This is a genomic window from Henriciella pelagia (assembly GCF_002088945.1).
Lineage (GTDB): Bacteria > Pseudomonadota > Alphaproteobacteria > Caulobacterales > Hyphomonadaceae > Henriciella > Henriciella pelagia.
Map to the genome: position 1 here is coordinate 263,394 of NZ_NCSU01000006.1, position 16,669 is coordinate 280,062.

The 16,669-nt window shown below is 58.8% G+C and carries 14 protein-coding genes; 9 read left to right on the top strand and 5 right to left on the bottom strand.

Features of this window, described 5'->3' with window-relative positions; all coding sequences use genetic code 11:
- The first annotated feature begins 31 nt into the window (after window positions 1-31).
- The 3 genes from B8746_RS02410 to B8746_RS02420 all read left to right on the top strand — a co-directional run bounded on the left by B8746_RS02410 (window position 32) and on the right by B8746_RS02420 (window position 4,265).
- Complete coding sequence (locus B8746_RS02410; RefSeq protein ID WP_233123842.1) at window positions 32-769, top strand: TlyA family RNA methyltransferase; 738 nt, start codon at window positions 32-34, stop codon at window positions 767-769.
- 72 nt (window positions 770-841) lie between these two features.
- Window positions 842-2,929, top strand: coding sequence for a beta-propeller domain-containing protein (locus tag B8746_RS17060; RefSeq protein ID WP_158084517.1), 2,088 nt, complete (start codon window positions 842-844; stop codon window positions 2,927-2,929).
- Between the two features lie 10 nt (window positions 2,930-2,939).
- The gene (locus B8746_RS02420; RefSeq protein WP_084391630.1) at window positions 2,940-4,265 is read left to right on the top strand and encodes an amidohydrolase family protein; all 1,326 of its coding nucleotides are present in this window, start codon (window positions 2,940-2,942) and stop codon (window positions 4,263-4,265) included.
- Window positions 4,266-4,294: 29 nt separating this feature from the next.
- Here the strand turns inward: B8746_RS02420 and B8746_RS02425 are convergent, their stop codons facing one another.
- Window positions 4,295-5,161, bottom strand: coding sequence for an AAA family ATPase (locus B8746_RS02425; protein ID WP_084391631.1), 867 nt, complete (start codon window positions 5,159-5,161; stop codon window positions 4,295-4,297).
- A gap of 179 nt (window positions 5,162-5,340) precedes the next feature.
- Between B8746_RS02425 and B8746_RS02430 the strand changes: the two genes are divergently transcribed.
- The 3 genes from B8746_RS02430 to B8746_RS02440 are packed head-to-tail and all read left to right on the top strand — an operon-like array spanning window position 5,341 to window position 6,704.
- Entirely contained in the window at window positions 5,341-5,736 is a 396-nt protein-coding gene (locus B8746_RS02430; protein WP_084391632.1) for a flagellar biosynthesis repressor FlbT, read from the top strand.
- 4 nt (window positions 5,737-5,740) lie between these two features.
- Window positions 5,741-6,040 (top strand): hypothetical protein, encoded by a 300-nt coding sequence (locus tag B8746_RS02435; RefSeq protein ID WP_143434506.1) that lies wholly within the window; start codon window positions 5,741-5,743, stop codon window positions 6,038-6,040.
- A gap of 10 nt (window positions 6,041-6,050) precedes the next feature.
- The gene (locus B8746_RS02440) at window positions 6,051-6,704 is read left to right on the top strand and encodes a MarC family protein (protein WP_084391634.1); all 654 of its coding nucleotides are present in this window, start codon (window positions 6,051-6,053) and stop codon (window positions 6,702-6,704) included.
- On the opposite strand, the gene B8746_RS02445 is transcribed toward B8746_RS02440, so the two are convergent.
- Complete coding sequence (locus B8746_RS02445) at window positions 6,701-8,020, bottom strand: hypothetical protein (RefSeq protein WP_084391635.1); 1,320 nt, start codon at window positions 8,018-8,020, stop codon at window positions 6,701-6,703. The two genes, B8746_RS02440 and B8746_RS02445, sit on opposite strands and share 4 nt — an antisense overlap.
- A gap of 246 nt (window positions 8,021-8,266) precedes the next feature.
- Between B8746_RS02445 and dksA the strand changes: the two genes are divergently transcribed.
- Together dksA and B8746_RS02455 are read left to right on the top strand one after the other, a co-directional pair.
- A complete protein-coding gene (gene dksA / locus B8746_RS02450) occupies window positions 8,267-8,683 on the top strand; it encodes an RNA polymerase-binding protein DksA (protein ID WP_084391636.1) in 417 nt (138 codons plus the stop codon).
- Between the two features lie 291 nt (window positions 8,684-8,974).
- Window positions 8,975-10,009, top strand: a complete 1,035-nt coding sequence (locus tag B8746_RS02455) for a FliM/FliN family flagellar motor switch protein (RefSeq protein WP_084391637.1) — start codon at window positions 8,975-8,977, stop codon at window positions 10,007-10,009.
- Window positions 10,010-10,031: 22 nt separating this feature from the next.
- Here B8746_RS02455 and B8746_RS02460 read toward each other — a convergent pair whose 3' ends face one another.
- From B8746_RS02460 to B8746_RS02470, 3 genes are all read right to left on the bottom strand, one after another.
- Window positions 10,032-10,907: a TerC family protein gene (locus tag B8746_RS02460; protein WP_084391638.1), complete on the bottom strand. Its 876-nt coding sequence runs from the start codon at window positions 10,905-10,907 to the stop codon at window positions 10,032-10,034.
- A 78-nt stretch (window positions 10,908-10,985) separates the two neighbouring features.
- A complete protein-coding gene (locus tag B8746_RS02465) occupies window positions 10,986-11,864 on the bottom strand; it encodes a D-Ala-D-Ala carboxypeptidase family metallohydrolase (protein ID WP_084391639.1) in 879 nt (292 codons plus the stop codon).
- 3 nt (window positions 11,865-11,867) lie between these two features.
- Complete coding sequence (locus B8746_RS02470) at window positions 11,868-13,694, bottom strand: L,D-transpeptidase family protein (protein WP_084391640.1); 1,827 nt, start codon at window positions 13,692-13,694, stop codon at window positions 11,868-11,870.
- Window positions 13,695-14,066: 372 nt separating this feature from the next.
- Between B8746_RS02470 and B8746_RS02475 the strand changes: the two genes are divergently transcribed.
- Window positions 14,067-16,661: a response regulator gene (locus tag B8746_RS02475; protein WP_084391641.1), complete on the top strand. Its 2,595-nt coding sequence runs from the start codon at window positions 14,067-14,069 to the stop codon at window positions 16,659-16,661.
- Window positions 16,662-16,669: the final 8 nt, after the last annotated feature.

The window sequence follows — 16,669 nt, forward strand, 5'->3', positions numbered from 1 at the left end:
TCGTATTGCGCGTTCCAGTGAGGACAAAATAGTGGCCGGAAAGGACAGGGCGGACAAGATACTGGTCGGTCTCGGCCATTACGAAAGCAGGGCTGCCGCCCAAGCGGCCATCGTAGCCGGTTGCGTGGAAGTAAATGGGCAGCCGGTCGACAAGCCGTCGCAGAAAATTTCAGCCGCTGACAGGATTGTCGCGAGCGCGCCGCATCCATGGGTGTCACGCGGTGGAATAAAGCTTGCCCACGCGCTGGAGGCATTTGACGTTAATCCGACGGGGCGAGACTGCCTCGATGTCGGGGCCTCGACGGGCGGGTTCACGGATGTTCTGCTGGCGCGCGGTGCGCGTATAGTGGTTGCGGTCGATGTAGGCCGCGGCCAGCTGCACGCCCGGCTACGGGAAGATGCGCGGGTGGTGTCTTTGGAGGGGACCGATGCGCGAAGCCTCGCGCGTGCCATGCTGCCTGCACCGCCATCGCTCGTGGTGTGCGATGCAAGTTTCATTTCCCTCGAAAAATTGCTTGAGGTTCCGCTTTCACTCGCTGCAATTGAGGCTGATCTCGTCACCCTCTTCAAACCGCAGTTTCAGGTTGGGCCGGGCCATGTCGGTAAACGCGGCATTGTCAGCGACCGGGGGGCGGCTGAACTTGCCGAGTTGGCCTTCGTTGACTGGCTGGGCGAACAGGGGTGGCAGGTCTGCGCCCGCCTTGACAGCCCTATCCTCGGCGGCGATGGCAATGCCGAATATCTTGTCCATGCGCGCAAGCGGCGATGATCCATCATTCCAGCATCTTGATTGTGCCAACTTTATTGCAGAGAGTTGCTGGCTCCAGGTGGGAGGACAGTGATGACATTTCGGGCATTGTGGATGGTATCGGGTGCGTGGTTCCTGGCAAGCTGCGCAACTATGGAGCAGAAAGCGATCGCGCCTGAAACTCCTTCGCCGGATTTCAGCGTGCCGTCTCAAACGGTCTGGCCGCGCCTTTCCACATTCGCGACCGAAGCCGAATTCGAGCACTATTACAGGACTTTGAAAGGGCAACTCGATTCGTCTGAAGAGGATGAATGGTTCGAGGCCGAAGCCGGTGCCGATGGCGCTCCGCCGCCCCCACCGCCCGCACCACCTCCGCCACCTCCACCTCCACCCCCGCCTGGAATGTCAGCGCCACCGCCAGTTATGGCCGCTCCCGCACAGGAGGTTTCTGTAACCGGCAGCAAAGTTGCTGATACAAATCCTTCAATCACGAACACGCAGGAAGCCGGTGTCGATGAAGGCGACATCGTCAAACAGATCGGCCAGTATCTGATTGTCATGCAGGATGGTCGGTTATTCTCGGTGGACCTATTGCCAGATGGACAGCCCGGATTGCGGTTCGTCGACCGACAGAATGTCTACACGACCGAGGAAGAGGACACCTGGTACGATGAGATGCTGGTTTTCGGCCGGCAGATGATCGTGATCGGCTATTCCTATGATGCAAGCGCCAGCGTGTTCGCGGTCCTGGACCTTGAGGAAGATGGCTCGATCACGTTCCGCGACCGCTTCTTCCTGCCCGCGCGGGACTATTATGACGGGGACAATTACACGACGCGCCTCGTTAACGGCCAGCTGGCCATGCATACATCCTTCTATCTCACAGACGTGGCGGAATTTGAGAAACTGAACGCGCCAACGCTGTCCCGGACAATGGCACCCGCGGATACACAGCGGCTGAATGCGACCAAGGTCTACCGCCCTGTGCAGGACACGAATGATCCGCTCCTGCACACGATTACGCTCTGTCCTCTTGCAGACCTTGAGGTGTCTGATGCGGTGCTTCCCGCGTGCCGTACGACCGCTTTCATCGCTGGCGACAGTTATGAATATTACGCCTCGCAGGATGCGGTGTGGCTCTGGGTGAACAAGGTCGAGCACACATGGTGGCAGCGATCGAACGCTGAACATGACGGCGACAGATCGGCTTTCCTCTACAGTATTCCTTATGGCGATGCTCCGCCGGGAGTCGCGAAGGTGCAAGGCGAACCGGTAAACCAGTTTTCACTCGCCGCGGGCGCAGACCTGTTCCGCGCCTTCGTCAGGGTCGATTTGCCAGATGCAGATGATGAAACCGCCGAAAACCAGGACAGTGAAGACTCCTCGCCATATCGCCTGGTGCAATTGCCCCGAAACCTGATCTCTGACGCTCCCAAACCTGTCGACAATCGTCACTATGTCGAGCTTCCAGATGTCGAAGATGGCCCGATCGAGAACCGATTTACGGACACGCATTTTGCCTACACATCAAAGAACTCGCACGTCTATTTCTACGGCGATGACGACCAGGAACAGATAGGTGCCCAGCTGACCGTCGTCCCGCTGGATGAGCCGCAAGCCCCGGTCATGGTTGAACTCAACCAGTCCGTCATCCGTCTGGAGCGCGCACGCGACCATTTAATCGCCACAGGTTACATGGACCGGCGCGGTCTCAGCCTGACCAGCCTGGACCTTCGTGGAGACATGCCGCGCCTGGCAGGCCAGCTGACGCTGGTGTCCCGGTATGAGTCCGAGAACCGCAGCCACGCCTTCAACAGTACTATCGGTGCCGAAGGAGACGGCATGATCGGCTTGCCAACCGTGCTCCAGCAATGGGAGGCCGGTCGCTTGGTCTGGCGGTCGGACAGTTCGGACCTCAGCTACGTCCATGTCGCCAAGGATGCATCGCTCCGCTCAGCCGGAACGCTGAAGGGGGCCGATGGCGAGCCGGATCCGTCCTATGAATGTGAAGTGTCATGCATCGATTGGTATGGCAATTCGCGCCCGATCTTCACGCTCGGTCGGATCTTTGCCCTGTCAGGCACGAGTGTCGTTGAAGGTGAGCTTCGCGATGAGCATGTGAGCGAGCTCCGCCGCGTCGACTTGACAAAAAAGGCTGGAGTAGTGGCACGCGGAGGCTAAGGTCGTAGTCATGAGAGCTTTTTCCTGTCTCATGCTGATCCTTGTCCTGGCAGGCTGCGCCTCCAGGCCGGCCCCGGTGGAGGCACCGCCATTCTCTGATGCCGCTGCTGCCAATTTTACGGCACTGGAGAATGTTCGGCTCGTCGATGGCCTTGGCGGCCCCCCTCAGTCCAGCCAGACGGTGCTTCTTGCTGATGACAGGATTGCTGCGATCTTCGCGACCGGCTCCGCGCCCGTACCTCGAGGGGCCAAGCGGATCGATCTGGAAGGCCAGACAGTCCTGCCCGGGCTAATCAATGGCCATGTACATCTGACGCCCAATCCTGACCGGGAGAAGGCGCTTGCCGCCATGCTGAAAAACGGTGTGGTGGTCGTTCGGGATCTCGGAGGCAATGTTGGCATGCTTTCAGCGCTTAATTCGGCAAAGGGGCCTCTCCCTGAGATCGTCTTTTCCGCGAACATGTTCGGCGAGGGCTTTCTCATCGACGCTCGAGTAGAGAGGGCATCCAGGCCATTTCCACCCGGTGAGGCGCCATGGATGAAGCTCGTCACGCCTGGGACTGATCTTGCCGCCGCCATGAAGGAGGTGGAGGACGCCGGAGCAAAGGGGATAAAGATTTATGCCTCGCTGGACGCAGCGGAGATGGCCCGTGTCACGGCCGCAGCCCAAGAGGGCGGCCTCAAGGTCTGGGTGCATTCCGTCATCTTTCCTGCCTCTGCCGCAGATGCGGTCTCGGCCGGTGCAGACCAGCTCATCCACGCCAAGGGGCTCGTTTCCGTTGGTGCAAGCGATATTCCGGATACGTTTGCAGAGGGAACCGGGACCTGGACACCACAGCTTGAATTCGAGACCATCGATCCGGGCTCAGAGAAATTCGTACAATTGTTCGCCCAGATGCGAAGCAAGGGGATCGCGCTGGAGCCGGCCCTGATCGCGGATGGCGACGTGCAGATGCGCTTGCGGCCACTGGCACCGTGGCAGACGGCACAGCGCGACTGGGCCTGCGCCATTACTGGCGAAGCCTCACGGGCGGGCGTCACTATCACGGCCGGTACAGACTTTTTCGGCCAGCCTGGGCTGCTATTTGATGAACTCGAACGGTTACAGGCCTGCGGGCTATCGCCGATGGAGGTGATTGAGGCGGCAACGTTGAACAATGCGCGCGTGATGGGAATCGAAGGCGATTATGGATCGATCGAAGCTGGCAAACGCGCGGACTTGCTGGTCGTCAGCGGCGATCCGCTGGAGGATGCCGCTGCGTTGCGCAATACTGTCATGGTGATCCAGTCTGGGGACGTCGCGTTTGACGCGCGATCAGCCGTCGATTCGCAATAGCGCGCCTTCAGCGCCCCCAGCGAAGCCTGTCATCCGGCCGGCCCCCGGCGCGGCGAATTCTCGCGCCGGTTCAGGAAGGCGAGGCGCTCGAAGAGGGCGACATCCTGCTCATTCTTGAGAAGCGCGCCATGAAGCGGCGGTGTGAGCTTTTCCGGGTCGTTCTCGCGCATCGTTTCAAGGTCGACATCCTCATTCATGAGGAGCTTCAGCCAGTCGAGCAGTTCGGAGGTCGACGGCTTCTTTTTCATGCCCGGCACTTCGCGCATGGAGTAGAAGGTCGTCAGCGCTTCCTTCACGAGCTTCTGCTTGATGCCCGGATAGTGGACTTCAATGATCTCCTGCATTGTCTGCTCGTCCGGGAACTTGATGAAGTGGAAGAAGCAGCGGCGCAGGAAAGCGTCCGGCAGCTCCTTTTCGTTATTGGACGTGATGATCACGATCGGGCGCTGAACCGCCTTCACCGTCTGGTCGGTCTCGTAGACATAGAATTCCATCCGGTCGAGCTCCTGCAGGAGGTCATTCGGGAATTCGATGTCGGCCTTGTCGATCTCGTCGATCAGCAGGATTGGGCGCTCTTCAGAGGTAAACGCCTCCCACAGCTTGCCCTTCTTGATGTAGTTGGCGACATCCTTGGCGCGCTCGTCGCCCATCTGGCCATCGCGCAGGCGGCTGACAGCGTCATATTCATAGAGACCTTGCTGCGCCTTCGTGGTCGACTTGATGTGCCACTCGATCAGCGGAACGCCGAGAGCTTTCGCGACCTCGATCGCCAGCACTGTCTTGCCGGTGCCGGGTTCACCCTTGACCAGAAGCGGTCGCTCCAGGGCAATGGCGGCGTTGACGGCCACTCTCAGATCTTCGGTTGCAACGTAATCCTGGGTGCCTTCAAAGCGCATTCTCGTCTCCAATACATTTATCAGCATTGATGATAAGCATGGCGTGGGGCAGGGCAACCTTCGGCTGACTATGACACTGCGTCAATTTGTATAGAATTCAGCTGCAAGCTCGTATTAACCAATGAGATGTTTACTTAACAGGCTGATTCGCTAGGAAATATCTCCGGGGGGAGGGCAAAATGCCTCTCAAGCTGTCACTCAAGCCGACCGAAGCGGTGGTCGTGAATGGTGCTGTCATTCGTAATGGCGAGCGTCGCAGCACACTGTTGCTTGAAACGAAGGCGCGGATTTTGCGAGAGCGGGATGTCATGTTTCCAGAAGAGGTAAATACAAATTTCGAAGCTGCGTATTTTGCGGTGATGCAGATGTACCTTACGGGTGAGACTGATGGTCCGCTCTATGATGCCTGCATCGTCGCCCTCGCAAATATTGTTCGCGACGCTCCCTCGGATGAGCTTTGCGACGAGATCATGATGATCAGCCGTTTCGTTGCGTCAGGCCAGCTCTACCGGGCTATAGGCGCCTGCCGTAAGCTTGAACGTGAACTGCCGACACCGGATTTGCGTGATGAATAGCGCCATGCCCCGCCCACCGGTCCTGTCTGCAACCGACCCTGTCCCGCTGGATGAGGGAATTGCCCGCCTCGAAAGTGGCAAGGCCGACGCTTCGATCCGGATTGATTTTGGTGCCGGCATTGTGGGTGAAGTGACGGATGATAGCGGCCTTGATGGTCTTTTGCAGAGGGCCCGCGGTGTCCGGCTTATACAGATGATCGCGCGAGGTGAAGACATTGAGAGCGCTGCTCATCTGCGTTCGAGCAAGCCGGTCGTGCATCCTCTGGTGAAAGAGATACTGGACGCGCTCAGGCAGCCCGACTAAGGCGCGGGCCATGACCGGCGACCTGTTCTCTATCTTTACAGCATCCTTTGTCACTTTCTTCGTGCTGATCGATGCACCGGGCGTTGCCCCGATCTTTGCGTCCCTCACGGCGCGAGGCGATGCTGCCTACCGCCGCCGCATGGCGGTGCGGTCCATTTTCGTTGCAACGATCATCATCTTCGGCTTCGCCTTCTTTGGCGCCTGGTTGCTTGAAAAACTACACATCACAATTGATGCCTTCCGGGCTGCCGGGGGCGTGCTGCTCTTCCTGATTGCTCTCGACATGGTGTTCGAGAAACGCACCGAGCGACGTGAGAACAGGGCCGATGAATATCTGGAAGAGCATGAGCAGCTGGAAGACATTTCGGTGTTCCCGATCGGCATCCCGATGCTGGCCGGGCCCGGCTCGATTGCGACAGCCATGCTGTTCATGAGCGAAGCGGTGGTGTGGAGTCAGAAAGCCGTTGTACTTTCGGCGATCGCTCTCAACATGGTGCTGTGCCTGGTGGTCTTCCTGATGGCAGGACCGATTGTGAAGGCCATGGGGGAAAGCGTCGCTGGCGCCATTACAAGAATTTTTGGTGTTATCCTGGCTGCCTTGTCGACCCAGCTTATGATTGACGGGATCATTGGTGCCTTCGGCATTGTTGTTCCGGGACACTAGCGCCGGTAATGGCGTACCGGCCGCGCATTGCTGACCGCTGAAAGAGCTGTCCAGCCCAACGCAAGGCCAAGCCCTGCAATGACCATCAGCTGAAGCGTCAGCTCCAATGACCATTTGATGCCGATCTGCGCGAGGCTGATAACGCGTGGGCCGATCTGCTTAGTCAAGGCTACAGCCCTGTCACCGCCGGCTTCCGCGATGAGCTGGAGCTTGCGGACATCTTCTGGCGAATCCGCTGTCTCCAGGAGTGTGACCGCGCCGGTAGGGCTGGTCAGCTCAGATATGCGAGCAATCGCCTTGAGGTCGCGTTGCAACCGGATGAGACCATCAGGGTCGATGGAGGATTGATAGGCTTGCAGAACCTGCTCTTCAAGCTGGGACATGGGGGCGACAGCTGCCAATGCGTTCCTCACCCTGACGAGCGTGGCATCTGCCGGCATGGCGCGTTCGACACGGCCTTCCAGATAGCTCGAATAGTCCTGGGTAAGACGGTTGGCACGGCTCGCAGCACGCAAGACGGACGTCGCAACAGCGTACGCCTCTGCATCTTCATCATTGTCGACCATCACCAGACTGATGGCGCTAAGGCGCAGGAGAAGCGTGTCGACCGGTTCATTGTTCACCCATCGTTGGGACCGGCGTACCAGATCGGTTCGATCGCCGACCATCGAAAAGGTCGAGCTTCGCGGCGCTTCAACGAATTCGGGCACGGACTCTTCAGCCGTCCTCGCCGGTGCTTCTGTCGCGCCGTCCGTGCCAGTTTCGCCAGCGGACGCCTCGGGCTGCGCGTTGGTGTCGCCCTGCCGCTCACCGACAACCTGTTCCTCCCCAAGCTGAGGCGAGACATCAATACGCGGCGGCTCAATGGCGCGTTGATAGCTGGCGCGGACTTCATTTGGCAGGAAGAGTAGCGCAGCTTTAGTCAGGCGTTGGTCCTGAGATCCTGATTCTTCTGCATCGGCGGCGGCGAGAATGGCCCGCGAGTCGTCACGTTCCAGCATCACTGGCGCTGCCAGGAGATAGCCCCGCGCGGCAGAAAAATCGCGTGATTCCAGTTCCCTGGCGATCTGGTCAGCCCAGAAGGCGCGCGCCACATTTCCTTTTGGCACGATGGTCTGGAATGCCGTGTCAATTTCCTTGCGAGTTTCGTTTCGGGCCTGAATATCGGGTACGTCGCCGACACTTTCGGCGGTGTAGGCATTGGTCAGCACGCGCGTGCCCAGGACCACGATGAGCAGAAGCAGGCTGTTGAACAGCAAGGCTTGGCGCCACGTGCCATTCCTGTCCTTTTCCCTGCGTTTCTTTATTCGGGCCATACGGAACCTGGTTCTGAAGCTACACTATGCGCTCACCAACGCGGCGAGAGTTATACGCCACGGCGGACCGGTGGATAGCAAGCCCGCGATACATTCCTGCGCCATCAATATGATGAAAGTGTCGGTTTGTTGGCCGATTCACGCCTTATTCCTGTGACAAGGGAACGGGCACGCAAAATGCATTCCGCAATTGCGCAAGACGGCGACACGCAGTATAGGCCCGCCGTGTCAGAGGGAGTACAGGCCATGTCAGATTCCACGATCGACAACTACGTCCCCAGCGAAGATGAGGAGTTCATGAACCCTCGTCAGCAGGCGTATTTCCGGGCTCGCCTAGAGCAGTGGAAGACCGATATTCTCAACGGGACCAAGTCGACCATCAACAACCTTCAGGAAGAATCGAGCAACCTTCCCGATCTGGTCGATCGCGCATCTTCAGAAAGCGACAAGGCCCTTGAGCTTCGCACCCGTGACCGTCAACGCAAGCTCATCGCTAAGATTGATGCCGCTCTTCGCCGTATTGATGAAGGCACGTATGGCTATTGCGACGAGACCGGCGAACCGATCAATCTGCGCCGGCTTGAGGCCCGCCCGACGGCGACGCTGAGCCTCGAAGCGCAGGAACGTCACGAACGCAAGGAACGAACGGTTCGCGACGACTAGGGTTTCCAGTTCCAGAAACTGAAAACGGCAGGGGTCGCGAAGACCTCTGCCGTTTTTTATCACCCAACGCCCGGCGGGTTATGTTCTGGCCGGTCCGTTAAGGCTGAATGTGACACGGGAATCCGAATCAATCCTTATCACTTCGTTGCTGACAGATTAAATTCGGTGTGGCTTGGTTAACACATTGCTCGGCTTGATTAAGCTCCAGCCGCAAATTTAATGCTGGAAATGCGATTCCCTGTGCAACGGACTCCTAAATACTAACGTCTCATTAACCAGCGCGGCACCACAATGACGGACAAGGCTGACAGGGCAGACATGCAGAACGCGGTGAAAGACACATCCGGTGACTGGGCCATGTCCGAAAGACGTGAGCGCGCTGTCATGCGCGAACTTCCAGACGTTTATGGCAAGCCGCGACGGATCGACGACGTGGCTTTCAAGGTGCCCACCACGCGCGGTATTCTGTCGAAAGCAGAGATCGAGGCCCTGCTGCGCCCGAACCTGCCAAAAATAAATGAGGCCGAATCGGCCCCGGAACAGGTTGCGCCGGTCGAGTTCGGCAACGACTTCCAGTCTCCGGTTGCCGAACCCGACGAAGATACCAAACGTATCGCCGCTCGCCTCTCGCTTCTTTTTGGGCACGTGGCCGGACTGAAGACTGTCATCCGTGCACAGTCATCGGCCGCATGCGACTCGATCGAAGCCAGTCTGGGCACGATTGGTGGCCCGTCCTCGGCCTATGCCTGCTTCGCACCGGACGAGGGCGATATCGCGCACGTCATGGTCATCCCGGCCGCACTTGCCGAACGGCTGATCTCCTTTGCCTGTGGAGGACGGTCGGGGGCACAGGTCACCAACCGCGCCTTGAGCGCTATCGATTGCGCGCTTCTGGAGCAATTGATCGCGCCGTTGAGCAAGGCGTTCGCGCCGGACTGTCGCCTGACATGCATCGAAACGGATGCGTCATACACCGCCTCCATCCTGGCGCGCGACCACGGCCAGCACCGGGCCTTTTCGGTGCAATCGGATAATGGTTCCACGAGTCTCGACCTGTTCTCGCTCGCTGGTCCCCGCCTTGCTAGTTCAGGCGACAGACAGAAGACGCCGATGACAGCCTTGCTGACGGCCCGGATCGCAACGCTCAGCGTGCCGGTGAGCCGCCTGTCGCAGATGAAGCCCGGCGATACGCTATTGCTTGGGCTTCCGGCAGACCAGCCGGTCGAATTGCTGTCTGGCGGCCGCGACGGTGTCCCTGCCTTCGAAGGCGAGATTGGTCGCAAGGGTGACAGGATGGCCATCCGCATCCGCCGCGCGCGCAACTAGCCTGTTGCGATAGCAGGCAGTCCTAGCTGCCACGCTCCTCGACCTTCACGTCTGCCGCGCGGATGATCTTCAGCTCCGCTTCCCGCTGCGCCCACAGGCGCTTCTGGAAACTGGTCGAGATGATATCCGTGATCACAAGCACACCCACGACCAAATAGAAACTTGATTTCGACATGGCGTCGATCGGGAAAGTAAAGATGTGCATGTGAGCGAGGTGCGCACCTTCGGTAACCAGCAACACGCCGACAAGGAACAGGATGAACAGTCCGAGCACCTCGTACATCCGGTTCTTGTGCAGGAAGTCCGCCACATAATCGGCCATCAGGATCATGGCGATGCCGGACGCGATGATGGCGACGGCCATGATTGTGACCTGGTAACGCGTCTCGACGACACCATCCACAGTCTCCTTGACGTTCGCAATCGCCATCGCCGAGAGGATGGAGTCGAATGAGAAGACCAGGTTCATCGCCACGATGAGCATGATTGCCTGCGTGACTGATTTCTTCTTGCCGTCCTTCGAATGTCCGAGATCATCCACTGTCAGCAAGTGGGTGATCTCCTTGATTGCCGTGTAGATGATGAAACCGCCACCGATCAGAGTGACCAGCGATTGCAGTGTGAATTCACCGTCCAGTACGCGTGGTATCTCCACGGAGAAAAGGGGTTCAGCGAGCACGCCAAACAGGCTCACGATAATGACCAGCAGAACGACCCTGAACAGCATGGCAAGACCGATGCCCCACCGCCGGACCATGGGCGCTTTATCGCCCACCCGTTTCGATTCAATCGTGATGTAAAGAAGGTTGTCAAAGCCCAGGACCGCCTGGAGCAGCAGCAGCATGAGAAAGGTGAAGAAGCCGCTCAGCGTAAAGAGATCACCAAAAATTTCCGGCATGTCTGCCCCCTGAATTGTTGTCGTCGGACGGGGCTCTTACTGACGGGACTTGCCAGCTGTTGCAAGCGGAGAGCCGATTCACCGTCCCCAACGCGCTCTGCGGCCGCGTCCATCGACATGTACGAACGGTCCATGGACCGCGTTGGAGCCGTAGCTGCCAAGGCCGCCTGCGGACACATCGGACCGGGCAAACAGCTGTTCGGCATAGTCGTAGAAGAAATTGGCGTCTTCCTTGTCGAGCGCACCATCCCGGTTGATGTCATCCATAACGCCGTCGCGCGGCGATACGTCGATGTAGATATCCGTCGCATCGCCATACATGTGGCGAGACAGTTTCGCCGATCCGATTGCTGTGTTGTAGAACGGCGTTCGGTACCCGCTCATCACGAAGAATGTCTCGGCGTCGGTGATGCCATCGCTGCGGATCGCCGCCAGCAAGTGTTCGAGCCGGCCGAGATTTGCGCTGGAAATGAGAAGGTATTTCGGCCAGTGGTCAGGTTGCTGCTTGCAGAGGAACTGCCCGATCCGGAAATTCGGAGACACCTGGACGTCGCCATTCCCTTCATCCAGGCGAATGAAACCGACCGGTTCGTCCTGAGGGTACTGACCAATGCGGTATCCGTTGAGCCGGCCACTCGCATCAATGCGTGAAGACGGCTCCAGCACAAACAGGGCAATGTCGCTGGCGACGTCGCCGGAGCGTGTCCTGAATTCAAGGTCATAGATACCGGGCTTTTCCGGTGCCGTGAAAGCATTACGGCTCTGGATCTCGACATCGTCCAGAAACGGTGCCAGCAGGTTCGGACCGTCATAGTTGATGGTTTCGCCGGGCATAACCATCACATGCCAGACATCATAAGGCAGTACTTCGCCATTGATCTGGAGAGGCGTGTCAGACGCGCTGCCAATTGCCGCTGTGAGCTTCCACACAGCGGCAAGGACGATCAGTTTCAGCATCACCTATCCCTGTTTCATCTGTGCTGTCGTGATTGGATCTTCAGGCTGGTAGAGCGGAGCGAACTTCTCGACCTGACGGATGCCTTCAGTGCGGTCATAGATGTCTCGCCAGAAGTTCACTGTACCATCGTCATTCACCGTGACCGTCATATAGGTGATGTGAACGGGCACACGTGAGGCAAACTCAAACCGTTCATGAGCTTTTGCCTCCACCGCTTCTTCGAGCGTGTCCGGATCGGCTTCACCATCGCCTTCGGCTAGCCATTGGGCCATTTCCGTCGGTCGTTCCAGCCGCACGCAGCCTGAGCTGAAGGCGCGTTCCGCTCGGTCGAACAGGCTGTCATCCGGCGTGCCATGCAGGTAGACCGAATACTGGTTTGGGAACATGATCTTCAGTTCGCCAAGCGCGTTTCCTGATCCTGACTGCTGCACGAGGCGGTACTTCTCGGCTGAAGACGGATCGTTCCAGTTTACCGAGTAGGCGCTGACTTCAGCGCCTGTGCTGCGATCATAGATCTTGTAATTGCCGCGCCGTGCGTAGCCGGGGTCCTGCTCAAGCTTTGGAAGCTTGTCTCGCTTCACGATGCTTACGGGGGCATACCAGTTGGGATTGGCAACGACATATTCGATTTCATCGCTGAAGATGGGCGTCTCCCGGCTCTCCATACCGACGATCGTCTTCATTGAGATTTCACGACGGCCATTCTTCCACCCCTCAGCGGTATAGGACGGAATATTTGTCCAGACGTATTTTCGGTCGGCCTTGCCCTGATGACGCCAGCGATCCATGGAATCGGCGATCCGGGCGATCTTCGAATCAATGCTTTCGTTCATGGCCTCCAGCGTGGCGGGCCCAATCACGCCGTCAGGCTCAATGCCGTGCCGCGACTGGAAGGTCTTGACGGCCTCGACCAGTTTCTCGTCATACACTTCGGGATTGACCTCCCGTTCGACGCTTTCAGCGTCCAGCACGTCTATGTCGGCGTTGGCCCTCACCGAATCTTCTGTCGTCTCGGGTGCAGAGCCGGCTTCAATGGCCGACGCGACCAGTGCGATAAGAGAGCGGTTTGCGTCATAGCCCTCAGTTTCAAGGCGTTCCCGGATGGCGGGAATGCGTGGGTCTGTGTTGCCAGCTTCAATCACTTCCCCATCGGGAATGGCGAGCCAGCCGCCCTCCGCGCGAATCTCCCTGTAGGTCGCGAGCGCATCTTTCAGCCTGTCATATTGCGGAAAGTCCGGTTCGTAGGCTTCGAGTGCGGATTTAACCTTTCCATTGCCAGCGGCGATCAGGTTTTCAGGTAGCGCCGAATAGGTCGCCGCGTCGATTTCCGATGATTCTGCTTCGCCTTCATCCCTCATTCCACCGCTGATGGCGGCAGCCATGCGAAGCCATGCTGCGGAGAGGGCGAGGTCTGCCTCAGCCCGCTCGGCGTCGTCGCGCGCTTCGAAGCGCTGGGAGATGAGGGTTTGCAGATTGGCGTCCAGCACGTCATTCGGCGTCAGTCCATATTCAAACAGGTCCCGCGAGAAGGCCTTGAGCGCCTTGGCGCCTCGCTCGGTCCAGACAGGCTTGAAGAGTGTCTGGGCGTAGGCACGGCGTGCGCCTTCAATTACGCTGGGGTGCACATCGCCGGCCAGCTTCGATTCCATCCAGTCGTCCATGACGGCTGCCTCGATGGCGCGGGGAATGGGGGCCTTTGCGGAAGCTCCTGCCATTTTGGCCTGTTCGGCTTCCGATGTGGTCGGCACAGTCGGGTCGCCGAGGCCCTGCTGGGCCAATGCGACCGGTGACGCTGTCGCGATGAGTGCGGTAAGCAGGAACGGTTTCATGGTGTCCTCAAACGATTTTGTGTTGTCATTGCAACGGCGAGCGCACGGTAGAGGTTCCGGGGGAGGCTTCACGACAGATGCAATTGCGGTGGCAAGGCGCGAGGAGCGTCGTGACGCAGACGCGGCTCAGATTGGCGATCTGCTATTGCCCCCGAGCCTGTATTCATGCCTGCAACGGAGCATGACGGGCATTAGGTGCAATTTTTCAGATTCGATTAACGCTGCTTTTGGATTGATTAACCTTTCCGGCCGACAAATGCGTCCAACGATCAGGGATTGAGCGCCGGACGTGCGCGTACCTCCGGAGTGGTATAGAGTAAGCGAATCGACGCAAAGGCAGAACGCTTGAACGCGGCGGTAGGAGTAGGCTTCATGACGGCATCAGGCAGCAGACAGGACGATCTGGACATTGCCGCTGACGAGACAATTCTGTCGGAGCAGCCAATGAGCCGGCTTGATCTTTTGCAGCTCGCATTCTGGGGCTGTCTTCTGATCGCTGTTGCTGCTGCATCTGTTGCGATTGCCTGGCCAGATGCTGTCGGCGGAACAGGCCCGGTCCTGCTCATTTCGATGGCTGCGGGCGGAATGGTTTTCCTGCTCTGGGTCCTGAAAGGCGCGGGCCGCAGGCTTGGGCTATTCCCGAACAAGGGGGCCGCTTCGGAAGCCATCAATGCCGCCACGCCGCGTTTCGGCTGGATCGAATCGCTTGATGAGGCCGTGCTCGTGGCCGATCATGGCGGTGCCCCCATTGCGGCCAACGAGCCATATCGCGAACTCACGCGGATCGCGCTGACAGGCCAGCAGGATTCGGCGGGTCCGGTGACGGTCGACCGCATTTTCAGCGCGAGCCCGGGGCTTGCCGCGCCAGTGTTCCGGCTTTCCAAGGCCGCCAAGGCTGGACAGACGCATCGTGAAGTCCTTCCTGCGATGACAATCGGTGCAGATTCGCTGCCGGTGCAGTACGAAGTGTCCGTTGCACCGTTGCCGCGCAACCGTGTGCTCTGGCGCCTGCGCCGCATTAACGGTGCTGAAGCAGCGACAGGCGCAGCCGATATGAAGGCCCTCTATGTCGAAGATGCCCCGCTCGGTTTCTTTGCCGCCAAGCCGGACGGCACGATCACCTATGCCAATGGCTGGCTCCGTGAGCTGATCGGTCTTCCGGAGACAGCCAAGAATGTTCGCCTCGACGACATCATGCGCCCGGAATTCGTGAAGATGCTGGCGCGCGACAAGAAGTCAGGCGCGCCGGGCCGGGCCAATATCATGCTTCGCACCCGCGACGGTGTCGAAATGCCGGTCCAGACGATGACGACCTGGTCCGGCAAGGGGGCAGAAGCTCAGGGCCGTACCGTCGTTGTCGCCAACAGCCAGTCCCAGCTTGCCGGCGAAGGGCGCTTTCTAGCGGCGTCTGCCAGCCGCCCCGCGCGCCCCGATGGCGACCCGATGTTTGACGATGCGCCGTTTGGCGCTGTCCGCCTCGAAGGCAATTCGGTTGAGGCGGCGATCATCCTTGATGCGAACAAGGCCCTGCTCGAAATGGCTGAAGGGCGCTCTGCACCTGGCACCAAGTTTTCAGAGCTCTTCCTCGATGAGGGAACAGGGGCTGACAGCCTCGCCGCGAAACTTGTCGATGCCATCGATAAGCCTGTCGGTCTGAAACTCGCCGGAGACGAACCAAAGTCGGTCAATGTGTTCGTCACGCTCGACAATGTGGGCCAGCCTTCAGTTGCCTACATTATCGACATGACCGAGCAGAAGGAGCTCGAGCTGCGTCTCGCCCAGGGTGAGAAGATGCAGGCGATTGGTCAGCTCGCCGGCGGTGTTGCGCACGACTTCAACAATGTTCTCACTGGCATCATGCTGAACAATGATGACCTGATGACGCGGCATCCGGTGGGTGATCCATCCTATGAGAACCTGAAAAGCATTCATGAGTTCTCGGTCCGCGCCAAGGACCTCGTCCACATGCTGCTCGCCTATGCGCGCCAGCAGACCTTCAAGCGCGAAGTGTTCAACGTCACAGACTTCCTGTCGGAGTTCGGCATCCTTCTTCGTCAGATCCTGGACGAGCGCATCGAGTTCGAGACGCTGCACGGGCGCAACTTGCCTTACATCAAGGCTGACAAGAACCAGCTTGAGACCGCCATTATCAACCTCGTCACCAACGCTCGCGATGCGATGCTCCTGTCTGGCCAGTCAGGTGGCAAACTGACCATTCGCACCTCGCGCGCAACGGCCGAAGATGCGCACAGGCACGGCTTCAACTATGTCGAAGAGGGCGAATACCTCCTTGTGGAAGTGGCAGATACCGGACATGGCATTCCTGCCAATATCCTCGACAAGATCTTCCAGCCCTTTTTCACGACGAAGGATGTCGGCGTCGGCACGGGCCTTGGTCTCGCGACGGTCTACGGCATCATCAAACAGTCCGAAGGCTATGTTTGTCCGATCTCCAAGGTTGGCAAAGGCACGACCTTCCAGATTTACCTGCCGGCACTCAAGGCTGACGAAATCCCGGTCCCGGAAATTGTCGGGCCGGAAGAGGAGGCTGTCGATCACCGCCCGGTCGATATCTCGGGCCGTGGTCGCATCCTGCTGGTCGAGGATGAGAAGGGCGTGCGCGATATTGCCGTTATGCACCTTATCTCGCGTGGCTATGAGGTCCTCTCAGCACAGGATGGCGAAGAGGCTCTCGAAATTCTTGAAGAAGAGTCCGGCTCCTTCGATCTTGTCATTTCCGACGTGGTCATGCCGGGCATGGATGGTCCGACACTCATTCGCGAAGCGAAGGACTATCTTGGTGAGGCGCGTGTGATCTTCATCTCCGGCTACGCCGAGCGTGACCTTGCGAAAAAGCTCGACGATGACCGAGAAGTCTCATTCCTGCCAAAGCCGTTCAGCGTCCGCCAGCTCGCCGAGCGCGTGAAGCAGCAGCTGGGCGTGCGCAAGGAGCGCGAAGCCGCTTAGGCTTCAGA

Excerpts from the sequence above, each read along its gene's own strand:
- B8746_RS17060 (WP_158084517.1), top strand. The coding sequence starts at position 842 with ATGACATTTCGGGCATTGTGGATGGTATCGGGTGCGTGGTTCCTGGCA.
- B8746_RS02420 (WP_084391630.1), top strand. The coding sequence starts at position 2,940 with ATGAGAGCTTTTTCCTGTCTCATGCTGATCCTTGTCCTGGCAGGCTGC.
- B8746_RS02425 (WP_084391631.1), bottom strand. The coding sequence starts at position 5,161 with ATGCGCTTTGAAGGCACCCAGGATTACGTTGCAACCGAAGATCTGAGA.
- B8746_RS02430 (WP_084391632.1), top strand. The coding sequence starts at position 5,341 with ATGCCTCTCAAGCTGTCACTCAAGCCGACCGAAGCGGTGGTCGTGAAT.
- B8746_RS02435 (WP_143434506.1), top strand. The coding sequence starts at position 5,741 with ATGCCCCGCCCACCGGTCCTGTCTGCAACCGACCCTGTCCCGCTGGAT.
- B8746_RS02440 (WP_084391634.1), top strand. The coding sequence starts at position 6,051 with ATGACCGGCGACCTGTTCTCTATCTTTACAGCATCCTTTGTCACTTTC.
- B8746_RS02445 (WP_084391635.1), bottom strand. The coding sequence starts at position 8,020 with ATGGCCCGAATAAAGAAACGCAGGGAAAAGGACAGGAATGGCACGTGG.
- dksA (WP_084391636.1), top strand. The coding sequence starts at position 8,267 with ATGTCAGATTCCACGATCGACAACTACGTCCCCAGCGAAGATGAGGAG.
- B8746_RS02455 (WP_084391637.1), top strand. The coding sequence starts at position 8,975 with ATGACGGACAAGGCTGACAGGGCAGACATGCAGAACGCGGTGAAAGAC.
- B8746_RS02460 (WP_084391638.1), bottom strand. The coding sequence starts at position 10,907 with ATGCCGGAAATTTTTGGTGATCTCTTTACGCTGAGCGGCTTCTTCACC.
- B8746_RS02465 (WP_084391639.1), bottom strand. The coding sequence starts at position 11,864 with ATGCTGAAACTGATCGTCCTTGCCGCTGTGTGGAAGCTCACAGCGGCA.
- B8746_RS02470 (WP_084391640.1), bottom strand. The coding sequence starts at position 13,694 with ATGAAACCGTTCCTGCTTACCGCACTCATCGCGACAGCGTCACCGGTC.
- B8746_RS02475 (WP_084391641.1), top strand. The coding sequence starts at position 14,067 with ATGACGGCATCAGGCAGCAGACAGGACGATCTGGACATTGCCGCTGAC.